Source organism: Burkholderia pulmonis (assembly GCF_984667975.1).
This window is the reverse complement of record NZ_OZ480188.1, coordinates 232,149-247,199: the sequence shown is the minus strand read 5'-3', so window position 1 is coordinate 247,199 and position 15,051 is coordinate 232,149. Positions and strand designations below refer to the sequence as shown.

Below are 15,051 nucleotides of genomic sequence, written 5' to 3'. Positions count from 1 at the left end.
GCCGGTTTCACCGTTTTTTCAATCGTCAGATACACGATCTGTCATGGAAAATCACTATCCCGCAGGCCCTTCGGATGTACCGGCCGGTTTTACGCAACCCGGCGCGTCGTACAAGCGCAAAGCCTGGCTGGCCGTGGCCGGGCTGATCCTGTTCATCGTGCTGTACCTCGCGCTGACCGTCTGGTTCGCGTGGACGGGCGTCAATCGGCTGCTCGCGCTCAATGCGCATTCCGGCCCGCTCGACTTCCTGGTCTGTGCATGCAGCCTGTTCCTGACGGTTTTCCTGGTCAAGGCGCTGTTCTTCATCAAGAAGGGCGACTATGCAGGCGTGATCGAACTGAAGCGCGCGGAGCAGCCGGGCCTGTTCGCATTCCTCGACCAGGTGGCGGACGATGCCGGCGCGCCGCGCCCGCACAAGGTGTTCGTGAGCGGGCGCGTCAATGCGGCGGTGTTCTACGATCTGTCGCTCGTCAATCTGGTATTTCCTTCGCGCAAGAATCTGGAGATCGGCCTGGGGCTGGTCAACATGCTCAACCTGAGCGAATTCAAGGCGGTCTGCGCACACGAGTTCGGGCATTTCGCGCAGCGCTCGATGGCACTCGGTCGCTGGGTGTACACCACCCAGCAGATCGCCGCGCACATCGTCGGCAAGCGCGACGCGCTCGACGGCTTCCTGCGACAGCTGTCGCACTTCGACATTCGTGTCGCATGGATCGGCTGGGGGCTGAGCCTCATCGTATGGGCGCTGCGCTCGATCGTCGATAGCGGATTCCGGCTGGTGATGATCGTTCAGCGTGCCCTGTCGCGCGAAATGGAAATGCAGGCCGACCTGGTGGCCGTGTCGCTCACCGGCAGCGATGCGCTGATCCACGCGCTGCACCGGTTGCAGGTCGCCGACGACGCCTGGGAGCGCGCCGTGGGGTTCGTGCGCGGCGAAGCCAGCGCCGAACGCCCGCCGCGCGACGTCTTTGTCGTGCAGCAGGCCATCGCCACCCGGCTTGGGCAGATCTACAACGATCCGGCTTATGGCCAGCGGCCGCAGGTGCCCGTTACCGATGCCGCGGCCTTCCGCGTCTTCAAGGCGGAACTGGCCCAGCCGCCGCGCATGTGGGCCACCCATCCGCAGAACCACGAGCGCGAAGAAAACGCGAAGCGCACTTACCTTGCGTCGCCGGAAGACACGCGCAGCGCGTGGACGCTCTTCGAAGGCGCACCGGCCTTGCGCGAATGCATGACCCGCGAGCTGATCGGCGCGACCGAACTTGCCGTGGTCGAGCCCGACGTCACGTTGCAACGCCTTGACGACCAGTTCGCGATCGAACCACTCAAACCGCACTATCGCGGCATCTACCTGGGCTTCCCGATTACGCGCCACACCGCCCGTGCCGACGAGCTGTACGCCGCGGTGCCGGCCGACAGCGCGCTCGATCCCGACACGCTGTATCCGGCGTCGATCGGCCAGGATCTGGAGGCGCTGCGCGCGCTGGACCACGAACATGCCCTGCTGCGCTCGCTGCGCGACGGCGTGTACACCACCGCCGACGGCGTGATCCGGCACCGCGGACGCATCCTCAAGCACAGCGAACTGCAGCCGGCGATCGACTCGGTGGTGGCGGAGCGCGCCGAAATCCGCGCGCGCCTGACCACCCTGCTCAAGCAGGTCCGAAGCCTGCACCAGGCGCATGCCGGCCAGTTGTCGACGCAGTGGCCGGCTTATCTGAAGGGGCTGCTGCACGTGCTGCACTACGCGCACCACGCCGAGGCCGAACTGCGCGATACGCAAGCCGCCCTCGCCCGCAGCTGGCAACGCGCGAGTGCGAGCGGATCGGTCAACGCGCGCGGGATAAAGGTCGTGCTGGCCAGCGCGGAAACCGTGCAGCGAGCGCTCGTCGACGTGTTCGGCGCGAGAGACGACGTTCATCCTGGCGAGCGCGTGCTGGCCGAGCTGGGCCACGAAAGCTGGTCGACCATGCTGGGCGCACTGGGCCTCGGCAATCCGGTTCGGGAGAACATCGGCGATTGGCTGCGCGTCGCGGACAGCTGGGTCAATCATGCGGCCGGTTGCCTGTCGCGGCTCGGGCGCGTCGTGCTCGCCGAGTTGCTGCAGGCCGAAGCGAGCATCGCGGCCGCCACCCGCGGCGAACCGCTGCCCGATGCACCGGCCGGCATCCCGTCGGCGCCCGCTGCCTACCCCACGCTCGTCGTCGATACCGAGCGCTTCCAGCGGATCGAAAACCCCGACTTCTGGGAGCGCTTCCGCTCGGCCAGCGGGTTCCTGCCGGGGCTGGCACGCGCCGGCGTGGCCGTCGGCATCGTGGGCGCGGTACTGGTGTTCGGCTGGTCGCTCGACGAATCGACCGTGACGGTCTACAACCCGCTGGCGCGAACGGTGGTGGCCACCGTCGACGGCAAAACGGTCACGCTCGCGCCCGATGCGCACGCCAGCATCGACGTTCACGCCGGACGGGATATCGCCGTGACCGCGCGAACGCAGGACGGCGACGCGATCGATGCGTTCCAGGCGTCGATCGATCGCGCCGACCATCACGTCGTCTATACCGTTGCAGGCGCCGCACCGCTGCGTCAGTGGTCGGCCGTCTATGGCGCGGCCAGCGCAGAACCGCCGCGTTTGCTGCCGCCGCAGCGCTGGCAGCCGGCCATCACGGACGTGGTATTTGCCGCGCCGCCCGCCAGCATCCAGACGAAGGGCGGCGGTGCGATCCGCACCGTCCTCGACAGCGGCGACGACATGGCGCCCGCCGAACTCGTCGAGCAGTTGAAGGACAACGCCGCGGCAGCGCCGATGCTGCTGTCCCATGTTCGTTTCGACGCACCCGACAGCGCCCGCCTGAACGACTGGCTGCAGTTGGCCAGCACCGTTCCGGGTTTCGACGACGCGTTCGCCGCCCGCCGTACGCGCTTCCCGATCGACGTCGTGGCCATGCGGTTCGAGCAGGTCGCGGCCAAGGACAGCGCGTCACGCGCTGCCGTGTGTGCGCGGCAGCGGAAGCTGGCCGACACCGCGCCGGATCAGCCTGACCTCGCGTACCTCGTCACGCGGTGCATGCCGGCGGGCGCCGCTCAGGATGCCGCGTTCGATGCCGGACACCGGCGCTGGCCCGATTCCGCATGGTTCGCCAATGCGGCCGGCTGGAATGCCGACATCCAGGGTCACTACCGCGACGCGCTGACCGACTACGAAACGGTATTGGCCGGCAGCCCCGCGCTGCGCGAGTACGCGGCGGTCGAATTGCTGCGCATGGCGCGCGTGGTCGATCCGGCCGCCGCCCGATCCCGCGCCGCATCGGTGGCCGCGCAATCCGCCACGGTGCGCGGACTGCTGATGTACGAACCCGGCGACACGCCGACTGCAGGCGCGTATCAGCCGCTTGCGCTGCTTGCCGGCGGGCGGTTGGACGATGCCGTAGCGGCTTCCGCCGGCACGCCCGCTCACGCCCACGTGCTGCGGATGGCGGCCGCGTCGTCCGGGGCTTCGGCGGCGTTGCGCACACGGGCGCAGAGCCTCGCGGCGGACGACGGTATCGACCAGTACACGGCGATACTGGCGCTCGCGATGGGAACCCCTGCCGGCACGCCGGCCATCCAGGCACGCCTGTCGACGCTCGCGACGCAGTACGAGATTCCCGATCTGTCGGCCCGCCTGAACCGCTTCCTCACGCTGGCCCGCCATGGCGACGCGACGGAAGCCGCGCGCGCACTCGACGGCTTGCCCGCGCTGTTGCGTGCGCAGGCACTGGTCGCCGGCATCTACGTGATGAAGGATCGTGCGCCCGAAGCGTGGCGCACCTTTGCGCAACGGGCACTGTTCGCCGTCGAACGGCCGTATTTGGGCTAGATCGCGCTCCAGCGCCGGAACCGGGCGTACTGATCGAAACGGAGTCTCATGATGAATCTCCGATTCAGATCGTGGCTGCTGGCATTCGCAACCGGCGCGGCAAGCGCCGGCCTTGTCGCATCGCTCAATCTGGCGCTCGCGACACCGGCGCAGCCGCTGCCCGCCTGGGTATTCCGTTTGCACGTGGCATGCGCGTTCGTCGGCGCACTTGCCGTCGCCCGCTTCACGATGGCGATGCCGCCTCGACAGGCTGATTCCGATCGGACTCAGCCCGTGGCATGGAGCCGGACGAGCGGCGGGAAGAGTTCATCGACGATCGACTGGATGCGTGCGCGCGTCGGTGTTTTGGCGTGCATGACCAGATCGTGGCGCACCAGGTCGAACCGCATCGCGAGCACGGCATCGGGGGCGCGCTCGAGATCGATCTCGCCGCGAGCGTGCGCGCGCCGGGCCACGGCCGTCACGCCCGACCTTGCCGCGTTCGGTTGAGGTCACGCCACCGCCTTCAGCCACCCCAGCAACGCCGCCTGCGCGCTGCCCTCCACCACCGGTGCCGGCGTCAACAGGCAGTAATGCGAACCATCGTCGACGAACCCCATCGGCGCGACCAGCACACCGCTCTCGATATCGTCGCGTACGAGGTGCCACGGGCCGATCGCCACCCCCAGCCCCGCGACAGCGGCCTGCAGACTGAAGTAGAAATGGTCGAACGTCTGCCCGCGCCCGCTCGCGGCCGGCTGGTTGGCCGCCACCGCCCACGCGCTCCACGCGTCGGGCCGGGTACGCGTATGCAATAGCGCGGCGTCGTGCTTCAACGTGCGGCCGCCGCGACGCGCCGCAAACCACGCACCGACCTTGTCCGGCCGGCAAACCGGTCCGATCCGTTCGGCAAACAGTGGCTCGGCGTGACACCCCGCCGGCCACGCGAAATCGTTGCGACGAATCGCCATGTCGATGCCGCGGTCAAACGAAAACGGGCCGCCCGCAGCAGCAAGATGAATATCGACGCCCGCATGTTGCGCCTGGAAAGCCGGCCAGCGCGGAATCAGCCAGCGCATCAGCAGCGTCGGCTCGCACGACAGCACCCAACGCCGCGCACGGGCAGCCTCGGTGCGCAACGCGTGCGCGGCGTGGCGCATCAGGCCCAAACCGTCATGGACGGCCTGGGCCAGCTTGCGGCCCGCTTCGGTCAGGAACACACGACGACTGCGCCGCTCGAACAGCGTCACGCCCAGGTCGTCTTCGAGCAGACGCACCGCACGGCTGACCGCGCCATGCGTCAGGCACAGCTCGTCGGCCGCGCGACTGAAATTCTCGTGACGCGCCGCCGCCTCGAAACAGCGCAACGCCATCAGCGACGGCAGGTTCGCTCGAATCAACTGTGAGTCAATCTCACCATTCCGGTCAGAAATCATCGCTTTTCTCGATGAAACATGATTCTTAATATTGTGACACGAAGACTTCCATCGAAAGGAAAACGCAATGACCGAACTGATAGTTGTAGTCACCATTACGCTGCTTGCGGTCATCAGCCCGGGCCCGGACTTCGCGATGGTCACGCGCAACAGCCTGATGCTGTCGCGCCGCGCCGGCGTGCTCACCGCGCTGGGTATCGGGCTCGGCGTGACGGTTCACGTGAGCTACACGCTGCTGGGCGTGGGCCTGTTGATCCGCCAGTCGCCGTGGCTCTTCAATACCGTCAAGCTGGTCGGCGCGATCTACCTGATCTACCTCGGCGCGAAAATGCTCATGGCGAAGGCCGGCGACGGGCAACCCGACGCAAAAGTGGTCCCGCTGTCCGATCTCGCCGCGCTGCGCACGGGCTTCCTGACCAATGCGCTGAACCCCAAGACCACGGTGTTCATCGTCAGCCTGTTCATGCAGGCCGTCCGGCCCGATACGCCGCTGATCGTGCAGCTCGGCTACGGCGCCTTCATCGCGGCGGCACATGCCGGCTGGTTCAGCCTCGTGGCCGTCTGCTTCTCGGCCACGGCGGTCCGCGATCGTCTGCTGTCGCTGCGCCACTGGATCGATCGCACGTTCGGATGCCTGCTCGTCGGCTTCGGCGTCGCGCTCGCGATTGCGCGCGGCGGGCGCTGACAACCTCCGGCATACGCCGCCCGCGCACCGGATGTGCGGCGCGGCAGCATCAGAACGTGCGCGCAATCTCCCGGGCTTCGTCGATCGCGCGGCTGCGATCGACCTTGCCGTCGGGCCCGAACAGCGTGCGTTCGACGACGATCCCTGCGACGTCCGTCACGCCCACGAACCTGAGCCACGTTTCCATGTACGGGCGCTGCAGGTCGAATTCGGCAGCCGGCGTAAACGACCCCGGCGCCTGATAGCCGAGCCCGCGCGCGTAGACGACCGCAGCCTTCTTCCCGGCCAGCTTGCCGGCAAAACCCGATGCGTCGAACGTGAACAGCACGTCCTTCTGAGAGATCGCGTCGATCAGGTGCTTGAGCTTGTACGGAATGCTGAAATTCCACAGCGGCACGCCGAACAGAAACTTGTCCGCTTCGTGGAACGGCGCCGCGAGCCGCTCGATCTGCTGCCACGCCGCCGCCTGCTCCGGCGTCAGCGCCGTGCCGCTCAGCCCGGCATATTTCGCGGCCAGCGTAGCGGCGTCGAATTCGGGCATCGCCAGATCCCAGATGTCGAGCGTCCGGATCTCGTGATCGGGATGGGCGTGCCGATACGCATCGAGAAATGCATTGCACACCTCGATGGACGCCGAGTACGCCTTGTTGGGTGAGCCTTCGATATAGAGCACGCGTGTCATGGAGCCGGTCCTGGTCAGGAGTGACGGCGGCGCGCCGGATGCGCGCTCGCCCACTGCGATTCGCAGCCTATCGGGCCGGCCTATAATCCGGAAACGATATTAATTGATTGAATTAACCCGGATTGGTGATCAATGAGCGCTCCCCTCGACACGGCATTGCTGCATACGTTCGTTGCGGTCGCCGACGTGCGAAGCTTCACCGGTGCCGGCCATCGCCTGAACCTGAGCCAGTCCGCGGTCAGCGCGCAAATCGTTCGTCTGGAAGAACAGGTCGGCCAGGCGCTGCTCGTGCGCAATACGCGCAGCGTCACGCTCACCGCGCATGGCGAGACGCTGCTCGGCTATGCGCGCGCGATGCTCAACCTGAGCGAGGAAGCGCGGGCAAGACTCGGAACGGGTCACGTCGTCGACGTCAAACTGCGTATCGGCGTGTCGGAGGATTTTGCGGAAGGCTGGCTGCCCGAGCTGATGCGCCGTCACGGCGCCGCGCGGCGGGGCCTGCGGATGGATCTGGTGGCCGACATCGGCGACAGCCTGTTTCGACGGCACGCCGGCGGCGAATTCGATCTCGTGATCGGCAGCCGGTGCGCGCATGCGGGCCAGGGCGCGACGTTGTGGCGGGAACCGCTCGTCTGGGCATTCGCACGCCACGAACCGCTTCCGGAAGGCGACGTGCCGCTCGCGTGCTTCCCCGATCCGTGCCCGTACCGCGGCGCCGCCGTCAAGGCGCTCGCGCTGGCCGGCATGCGCTACCGGATCGCCTGCGAAAGCCCGAGCGTGACCGGCATCCGGGCCTTCGCACGGGCCGGCATCGCGATCGCCCCGCTGCCGCGCAGCGCGATCGACGACACGCTCCGCGAACTGGGCCCGTCAGAAGGGTTGCCCGAACTGCCGGACATGGAATTCGTGATGATGCACGACGCCCGGATGCCGGCAGCCGTCGAATTCGCCGCGACGATACTGGACGAGACGGCCGCCCGCACGGGGGCGGGCGCACGCAGCCGGGCGTAGCGAGCGCGGCACGCGCCGTGCCCCGCCCGGCTCAACGCTTCGCACTCCATTCGACGCGCCCGCCGGCCGGCTCCCGGCTCCGTCCGAGCAGCGCCGCCAGCGAAACGTCCGCCAGCTTGCCGAACGGCGCACGCAACAGGCTCGGCAGGTTCCAGCGCCCCTGCACGAACACGCCCTTCGCGTGGCTCATCGCGCGGAATCCCTCGATGCCGTGATACGCGCCCATCCCGCTCGGCCCGACGCCGCCGAACGGCAGGTCTTCCTGCGCGACGTGCAGGATCGTGTTGTTGATACCGACACTGCCCGACGTGGTCCGCTTCAGCAGCGTCTCGCAATCGGTATCCCGCGCACCGAAGTAATACAGCGCCAGCGGCCGAGGGCGCGCGTTCACGTAATCGACGACCTCGTCGATCGTGCGATACGTGCGCACCGGCAGGATCGGCCCGAAGATTTCTTCCTGCATGACCGCCGTGTCGTCGCCTGCGCCGACGATCAACGTGGGCGCGAGCGTGCGCTTGCGGGTCGCCGCGCTTTGCGGATGGATGCCCGCCTCGATCACGCGCGCGCCTTTGCTGCGCGCTTCGTCGACGAGGCCTTTCAGGCGATCGAAATGCCGGTCGCTGACGATCGACGTGTAATCCGCGCTGGTCGGCCCGTTCGGATAGAAGCGCGCGACGGCCGCATCGTATTGCGCGACGAATGCGTCCAGATCGTCTTCGTGTACGAGCGCATAGTCGGGCGCCACGCAGGTCTGTCCGCCGTTCGACAGCTTGCCGAACACGATGCTCGACATCGTCCGGCCGTCGACATGCCCCCTTGCGACGATCGCGGGGCTCTTGCCGCCCAGTTCGAGCGTCACCGGCACGAGGTTGTCGCTCGCCGCCTTCATGACCTTGCGGCCCACCTGCGTGCTGCCGGTAAACAGCAGATGATCGAACGGCAGGCCGCTGAACGCAGCGCCGACTTCCGGGCCGCCGAGCACGACCGCGACTTCCTCGCTCGGGAAGGTGTCGGCGAGCATGCGCCGCATCACCTCGCTCGTGCGCGGTGTCAGCTCCGACGGCTTGAGCATCGCGCGGTTGCCGGCGGCCAGCGCGGTCGCGAGCGGAATGAACGTCAGTGCGAACGGGTAATTCCACGGCGCCATCACGCCGATCACGCCCAGCGGCTGGTATTCCACGTGCGCCTGCCCGGCGCGATAGAACAGGCCGACGTGCCGGCGCTGCGGCTTCATGAAGCGCCGCAGGTTGCGCGTCAGGTAGTCGATCGCCTGGATCACGCCGACCAGCTCCATGATCGCGGTCTCGTGGTGCGAGCGATGCCCGAAATCGGCGCTGACCGCCTCCTCCACGTCACGACGATGGGCCAGCACCACGGCACGCAACCGCGCGAGCCGCGCCTTGCGCTGCTGCAGGCTCGGCGGCCCCTCGGTAACGAATGCGCTGCGCTGGCGGGCCAGCAACGCCGCCGGATCGAAGCTCGAGCTGGATTCTGCGGAAACGGCCATGGTGTACCTCACGAGGTTGCGTTGATGTAGACACTGTCAACTTGCATGCGAGGGATCATAGGACCACAATGTGTTCCTTGTCAACATGGGAGCAACACGATGCCGCCAGAGGCAGATGCGGACGCCGGGCAAAAGGCTTATCACCACGGAGATCTGCGTCGCGCGATCATCGACACGGCACTCGACACGCTGCAGGAACAGCAAGGCTGGCAGTTCACGTTGCGCGAAATCGCGCGGCGCGCGAACGTCAGCCACTCCGCGCCGTACCGGCATTTCCCGGACAAGGCCGCGTTGCTGCACGAGCTCGCGCTGATCGGCTTCGATCGGCTGCGCGACGATCTCGCCGCGTCCGTCGATCCCGCGGCGGGTGCACCGGACGTGCTGCTCGCGCTCGCCTATGCCCATCTCGCGTTCGGGCAACGCAACCCGGATCTGTATCGGCTGATGTTTGCCGCGGATGCCGGGGAGCCGTCGGATATCCACCTCGATCCGCGCGTGCAGGCGCCGTTCCTGCTGGTCGTCGAGATCCTCGAGCACGGGCAGCGCGCCGGCACGATCCGCCCGCGCTCGGCGCTCGGCCAGGCAACCGCGTGCTGGGCGCATCTCCACGGCCTGACGATGCTTGCGATCGACGGGCGGCTGGTGCGCGAGAAGGTCGGCGATCACGCGATCGAGGACGCGCTGACGACATTGCTCGACGGGCTCGTGCTGCCCGAGCAGCGCGCACGGGCGGCAAAGGCGAAAAAGGCTTGACCTTTAACTTCACTTAAAGGTTATGGTTTTCCCAGGCAGCGTATCGAGGCCGTGTGGGTATGGGTACTGCCATCCGACAATCCGGCGGCAGATCCAGGACGTCCGCCCCTGGCCGATCACAAGGAAACCGCATCATGAGCAAGCGCATCCTTCACGTCGTCAGCAATGTCGCCCACTACGCGGATCCGTCGCAACCGACCGGCCTGTGGCTGTCCGAGCTGACGCATGCGCACGAGATCTTCGCAGCGCAAGGCTATGGGCAGCAACTCGTGAGCCCGAAAGGCGGCGTGTCGCCGCTGGAGCCGCGCTCGCTCAAATGGCCGCACGCCGATGCCGCGTCGAAGGCATGGCGCGCCGACAAGGCCAACGAGGCGCTGCTCGCGAACACCGCGCGCCCGGACGAGATCGATCCGGCCGACTTCGATGCGATCTACTTCACCGGCGGCCATGCGGTCATGTGGGACTACCCGGACGATGCGGGGCTGCAGCGGCTCACACGCGCGATCTACGAGCGCGGCGGCGTCGTGTCGTCGGTCTGTCACGGCTACTGCGGGCTGCTGAACACGACGCTGTCGGACGGCTCGCTGCTGGTCGCCGGACGCCGGATCACCGGCTATTCGTGGCTGGAGGAAATCCTCGCCGGCGTCGCGAAGAAAGTGCCCTACAACGTCGAGCAGCAGATGCAGCAGCGTGGCGCGCGCTACGAGAAGGCGCTGCTGCCGTTCACGTCGAACGTCGTCGTCGACGGCCGCCTCGTGACCGGCCAGAATCCTCAATCGGCGAAGGCAACGGCCGAACAGGTCGTCGCGCTGCTGTAACGCGATGGGCCGGCGGCCGTCTAACGGGCAGCCGTGGAACGCGGAGGCAGCTCAGCATCCGCATCCGTACTTGCAGCGTCACCCGGGCTTGCCGCCTCCCCGGACGGAATTCGCGACAGCAGCCGATTCGCATTGGTCGGGCAATCGACCGTATCCGGTTTCGTACCGATCCCGGCGATCAGCGCGACGATGTGCGCCTTGCTGTGCGCGAGCCGCGCCTCCAGCACCTCGATGTCCTGCACCTTGCGGCACAGTGCATCGCGCAACGCCTCCCATCGGCATTGGGCGAAGTCGGGCGGAATCAGCGTGCGAATCTCGTCCAGGCTGAAATCCGCCTTCTGCGCCGCAGTGATCAGATCGAGCACCGTCACCGCTTCCGGCGGATACGTGCGATAGCCGTTCGCTTCGCGCGCGACGAGCGTCAACAAGCCGATGCGCTCGTAGAAACGGATGCGCGAAGGGGTAAGGCCCGTGCGTTCAGCCAGCTCCCCGATCTTCATGTTCCGATACTCCCCGGCCGGATTGCAGCCGACCCTCTGACCCGCCGTGACGTTAAGGCGTCTCCTCACGTTGATTCGTCATCCTGTCCTGGTCCTTTCCTTCGGCATGGCCGACAGGGTTTGCGCTCAGACCACCTCGAAGCGCAACCCCGCATGGCGAACCAGGCGCTCGATGTAGCGCGGATCGAACATCGTCGCGGGCGTCCAGAAACCGCCGCCGCGCCCGGTCTTGACGCCGTCGCTGCTGCAATCGAGCGCGAGACTGATCGCGGCCTGCCCGAGCATCTTGCCGGTGGAGCCATAGCCCGGATCGCGATCGCCCGTGACTTTCACGCGCAAGGTCCGCCCGTCGTCGGTGCGGCCGAAGAAGCGCAAGTCGTAGCGGCCAGCCTGCTGGGCCTCGACGCTCGGCCCCTCGCCGGGCTTCGGCAGCAGGAAGCGCTCCATCAGGCCGCGCACCGGCTTGATCAGGACACCCACCATGAACGCGCCGAGCCCCGCCACCATCGTCAGCGCGGTCAGGCGGCCCTTGAGGCCGGTACCCGTCATCACGGCTTCGTCATAGGTGAAGCCGCTGCCGTACGCATTGCCCGCCAGCGCATTGGAGCGGTGCACGACACGCTCGTTGATCGCCGCCATCACGAACGGCGCGATCCACGCGTCGCAGTCGCGATCGAATTCGGCGGATCGGACCGCATGCTGCCGCGCCGTGAACCCGTGCCCTTTCGGGCACAGCGAATACGGATCGAGCAATTCCCTGCGCAACGCCGGGTCGGCCGCCGCCTCCCGCACGACGTTGATCACGCTGGCCACGGTGCCGCCCGACGCACCGCCCTTCAGCGTCCGGACCCGCATCTTCACGTGTGCGGCCGGCACACCCCACTGCTGCCGTGCCTGCTGCTGCAGGAAGAACACGCCCATGTCCGACGGCACCGAATCGAAGCCGCAGCAATGCACGATGCGTGCGCCCGATTGCCGGGCCGCGGGCTCGTACTTGTCGATCATCCGCTTGATCCATTGCGTCTCGCCGGTGAGGTCGCAGTAATCGGTGCCGGTTTGCGCACAGACCCGGACCAGCGGCTCGCCGTAAAGCGCGTAGGGGCCGACCGTGGACACGACCACCCGCGTTTGCGCGCACAGCGCCCGAAGCTGCGCTTCGTCGGCCGCGTCGGCGACGATGATCGGCACCGTCTGCCCGGCCGGACCCAGTGCATCCCTGACCCGCCCGAGCTTCGCCGCGGACCGGCCGGCGATTGCCCAGCGCAGCGTCTCGCCGGTGCCGGACAGATAGTCGGACAGGTAGCGGGCCAGGATCTGCCCGACAAAACTGGTGGCGCCAAATACGACGAGATCGTAGGTCGGTCGGGGCATGGACGGCTCCTTCGGCGCGCGCGCGTCGCGCGCATCCGTATCGTTAGCGTGGCTTTCCGGGTTCATCGAAGGCCTTCAAAGGCGTCGGCAGGTTCAGGACCAGCTGGGCATCCTTGACCACGTCGAGACGCATGATGGTGGACGCGCCGAGCCCGTCGAGCAACTGGCTCAGCGGCCCGCCGTGCCGCACCAGTTCGACGTTGCGCGGCAACAGGCGCTGCGCGAACGACAGCAGGTTGGTCTGCACCGACGACTGGTGCCATTCGCCGTCGATGCGGTTGACCATCGTCGCCGTACTCATGTGCGATTGCGACGGTACGCGGGTCAGCGCCGGCAGCGGCACGCTCAGGCTCAGGTCCGGCTGCCCGCCCGGGCCCGCAATGCTCGCGCGGGCGGTGGCGCCGATGTTCACGTCGATATCGGCAAGCCACTTCGGCAGCTGATAACCGTGTACGCCGCGCACCCGCGCGATTTCCGTCGTGACCGGCAACGCGAGCACGTGCGCGACGAAACTCCGGCGCCGCATCGAATCGATCAGCTCGCGCGCATGCGAGCCTTTCGCGCCCGGCCGGCGGATCACCACCGCGACGGATACTTCGTCATACGGATCGTTGTCGCAGACCGAATACGAAAAGAACGTCAGTGCGACGAGCCCGTACCCGGGCAGCGCCCGCAGCGGCTCGAGCGGCGCCGGCAGCGTGCTGCGCAGGCGCTCGAGCGGCGCGAGGAACAGCAGCTGAATGCTGCTGGAACGGTAGTAGAAGTTCGGCGCCCAGGTCGGGCCGACCCGCGACGCCACCTGACGCTTCGGAATCCGTCGGAAAAAATCGATGTTCCCCGCGGCGGGATCGCGTGCCACTTCGTCCAGGTCCGGATTCATCCGGAACCGGTCGTAGTACCCGCCTTCGGGCACGTCGACCGTATGCGGCCCGAATTCGACCTGTGTAAAGCGCCTGTCCATGTTCGTTGCCTCTCGTCGATGGTTGACCGTGGCAGGCAACACCCGAAGCCTGCTGATTCACTGTCGTCAGCAGCACTCTAAGCTTTAAGTCAACTTTAAGGTCAAGGCACCCGAATAGAGGAACATGTCGGACTTCGTCTGCGCGGCGCCCAGGCGCTCCGGCGCCGGATCATTTGGCCGCGGCGCGGCGCCCCTTGCCACGGATCGGCACCACGCCGTGATCGCGCAGACGGTCCATCACCCAGCGCGTGCGCTCGGTGCAGTTCAGTTCGGTCGGCCGGTTCTTGATACTGTCGATCGCGACGAGCAATTGCGTCTTGTTTTCCTTGAGACGCTTCTGCATCGCCTCGATCTCGGCGACTTTCCGTTCGAGCGCCGCCACCAGGCCGTCGTGCTCCCAGTTGCCGGCGTTCACCGGCAACAGATGACGGATCTGCTCGAGCGAGAACCCCGCGCTCTGCGCGCTGGAAATGATCTCGAGCATCCACACCGCGTCCTCCGCGTAATCGCGATAGCCGTTCGTGCTGCGCTCGACCGCCGTGATGAGCCCTTCAGCTTCGTAGAAGCGGATCCTCGATGCCGACAGGCCGCTGAGCTTCACGAGCTCCCCAATTCTCATACCCGCCTCGCCAGTGCATTGACATTAAGCCCAACTTTAAACCTGGAGTCGATGCATAGCCAAACCGGGCGGACGGCCGATGCCGCCAGGCGTGCCGCGCCGGGCTGGCAAACGCGGCTAGTCGAGCGCGCGAAGAAAATCTGGAACCGCTTCGCCGATCGACGCAAGGTACGCCGCCATCGCGCCGGCTACCTTCCGCACGGCGGGACGCGCCGTCATCCGCTCGCGCCACGCGAGCAGGTTGGGGGTCTCGTCGGTCATCGGCGCCCCCTTGCGCGCGCCGAACAACTGCGCCATGTAGAACGCGATATCGGCAAAGGAATAGGTTCCGGCCAGAAATTCGCGATCCGCGAGCACCTGCTCCATGCGCCGGTAGTATTGCGACGCCGCGGCGCGCGCGGCCTGCGCCGCCGGATCGTCCGGCGTGTCTTCAAGCCCCATCAGCCGGATGATGTGCGGGAAATAGACTTCGTCGCTGCCGTGTTCGAGCTGACGCGCAACGGCGCGCGCCGCCGGATGCGCCGGCCACAATGCGGGCGCCGGCTTCAGGTCCTCGAAATACTCGAAGATCTGCGTGGAATCGAAGATCTCCAGCGCGCCGTCGATCAGCACCGGCACCTGGCGCTTCGGGTTGATGCGCAAGACGTCCGGATGCCTGGGGTCGTAGCCGCGCTGCTGACTGAACGGCACCATCACCAGCTCGAAATCGATGCCCTTCTCGTGCGCCGCAATCTCGACTTTTGCACCGAACATGCTCAGCGGTCCTGACAGGATCTTCATGGTTTCCTTTCGCCTCGATGGAACGGATCGGGATGCGGCAAAGCATAAGCCCGAAAACATGACACCTGATGTCAGGTATTTGCGGTAATGTGC

The 15,051-nt window shown here is 66.8% G+C and carries 14 protein-coding genes; 5 read left to right on the top strand and 9 right to left on the bottom strand.

Annotation, left to right across the window (positions count from 1 at the left end; translation table 11 throughout):
• The first annotated feature begins 43 nt into the window (after positions 1-43).
• The gene (locus tag AC5LXK_RS33020) at positions 44-3,856 is read left to right on the top strand and encodes a M48 family metallopeptidase (RefSeq protein ID WP_493394820.1); all 3,813 of its coding nucleotides are present in this window, start codon (positions 44-46) and stop codon (positions 3,854-3,856) included.
• A 266-nt stretch (positions 3,857-4,122) separates the two neighbouring features.
• On the opposite strand, the gene AC5LXK_RS33015 is transcribed toward AC5LXK_RS33020, so the two are convergent.
• Together AC5LXK_RS33015 and AC5LXK_RS33010 are read right to left on the bottom strand one after the other, a co-directional pair.
• Positions 4,123-4,320, bottom strand: a complete 198-nt coding sequence (locus AC5LXK_RS33015; RefSeq protein ID WP_493394819.1) for a TetR/AcrR family transcriptional regulator C-terminal ligand-binding domain-containing protein — start codon at positions 4,318-4,320, stop codon at positions 4,123-4,125.
• Positions 4,321-4,347: 27 nt separating this feature from the next.
• Positions 4,348-5,271, bottom strand: a complete 924-nt coding sequence (locus AC5LXK_RS33010) for a LysR family transcriptional regulator (protein ID WP_493394818.1) — start codon at positions 5,269-5,271, stop codon at positions 4,348-4,350.
• Between the two features lie 67 nt (positions 5,272-5,338).
• On the opposite strand from AC5LXK_RS33010, the gene AC5LXK_RS33005 reads away from it, so the two are divergent.
• A complete protein-coding gene (locus tag AC5LXK_RS33005) occupies positions 5,339-5,956 on the top strand; it encodes a LysE family translocator (protein ID WP_493394817.1) in 618 nt (205 codons plus the stop codon).
• A 49-nt stretch (positions 5,957-6,005) separates the two neighbouring features.
• On the opposite strand, the gene AC5LXK_RS33000 is transcribed toward AC5LXK_RS33005, so the two are convergent.
• Positions 6,006-6,638, bottom strand: a complete 633-nt coding sequence (locus AC5LXK_RS33000; RefSeq protein ID WP_493394816.1) for an FMN-dependent NADH-azoreductase — start codon at positions 6,636-6,638, stop codon at positions 6,006-6,008.
• A gap of 132 nt (positions 6,639-6,770) precedes the next feature.
• On the opposite strand from AC5LXK_RS33000, the gene AC5LXK_RS32995 reads away from it, so the two are divergent.
• Entirely contained in the window at positions 6,771-7,649 is an 879-nt protein-coding gene (locus AC5LXK_RS32995; RefSeq protein ID WP_493394815.1) for a LysR substrate-binding domain-containing protein, read from the top strand.
• Between the two features lie 31 nt (positions 7,650-7,680).
• On the opposite strand, the gene AC5LXK_RS32990 is transcribed toward AC5LXK_RS32995, so the two are convergent.
• Entirely contained in the window at positions 7,681-9,156 is a 1,476-nt protein-coding gene (locus AC5LXK_RS32990) for a coniferyl aldehyde dehydrogenase (protein WP_493394814.1), read from the bottom strand.
• A gap of 99 nt (positions 9,157-9,255) precedes the next feature.
• Between AC5LXK_RS32990 and AC5LXK_RS32985 the strand changes: the two genes are divergently transcribed.
• Together AC5LXK_RS32985 and AC5LXK_RS32980 are read left to right on the top strand one after the other, a co-directional pair.
• The gene (locus AC5LXK_RS32985; protein WP_493394813.1) at positions 9,256-9,909 is read left to right on the top strand and encodes a TetR/AcrR family transcriptional regulator; all 654 of its coding nucleotides are present in this window, start codon (positions 9,256-9,258) and stop codon (positions 9,907-9,909) included.
• 134 nt (positions 9,910-10,043) lie between these two features.
• Positions 10,044-10,727 carry a type 1 glutamine amidotransferase domain-containing protein gene (locus tag AC5LXK_RS32980; RefSeq protein WP_493394812.1) on the top strand — a complete coding sequence of 228 codons (684 nt, stop codon included), beginning with the start codon at positions 10,044-10,046 and terminating at the stop codon, positions 10,725-10,727.
• Between the two features lie 20 nt (positions 10,728-10,747).
• Here AC5LXK_RS32980 and AC5LXK_RS32975 read toward each other — a convergent pair whose 3' ends face one another.
• The 5 genes from AC5LXK_RS32975 to AC5LXK_RS32955 all read right to left on the bottom strand — a co-directional run bounded on the left by AC5LXK_RS32975 (position 10,748) and on the right by AC5LXK_RS32955 (position 14,958).
• Entirely contained in the window at positions 10,748-11,227 is a 480-nt protein-coding gene (locus AC5LXK_RS32975; protein ID WP_493394811.1) for a MerR family transcriptional regulator, read from the bottom strand.
• Between the two features lie 126 nt (positions 11,228-11,353).
• Positions 11,354-12,598: a saccharopine dehydrogenase family protein gene (locus AC5LXK_RS32970; protein ID WP_493394810.1), complete on the bottom strand. Its 1,245-nt coding sequence runs from the start codon at positions 12,596-12,598 to the stop codon at positions 11,354-11,356.
• Between the two features lie 43 nt (positions 12,599-12,641).
• The gene (locus AC5LXK_RS32965) at positions 12,642-13,559 is read right to left on the bottom strand and encodes an acetoacetate decarboxylase family protein (RefSeq protein WP_493394809.1); all 918 of its coding nucleotides are present in this window, start codon (positions 13,557-13,559) and stop codon (positions 12,642-12,644) included.
• Positions 13,560-13,728: 169 nt separating this feature from the next.
• The gene (locus AC5LXK_RS32960; RefSeq protein WP_493394808.1) at positions 13,729-14,178 is read right to left on the bottom strand and encodes a MerR family transcriptional regulator; all 450 of its coding nucleotides are present in this window, start codon (positions 14,176-14,178) and stop codon (positions 13,729-13,731) included.
• A gap of 117 nt (positions 14,179-14,295) precedes the next feature.
• Positions 14,296-14,958 carry a glutathione S-transferase family protein gene (locus tag AC5LXK_RS32955; RefSeq protein WP_493394807.1) on the bottom strand — a complete coding sequence of 221 codons (663 nt, stop codon included), beginning with the start codon at positions 14,956-14,958 and terminating at the stop codon, positions 14,296-14,298.
• Positions 14,959-15,051: the final 93 nt, after the last annotated feature.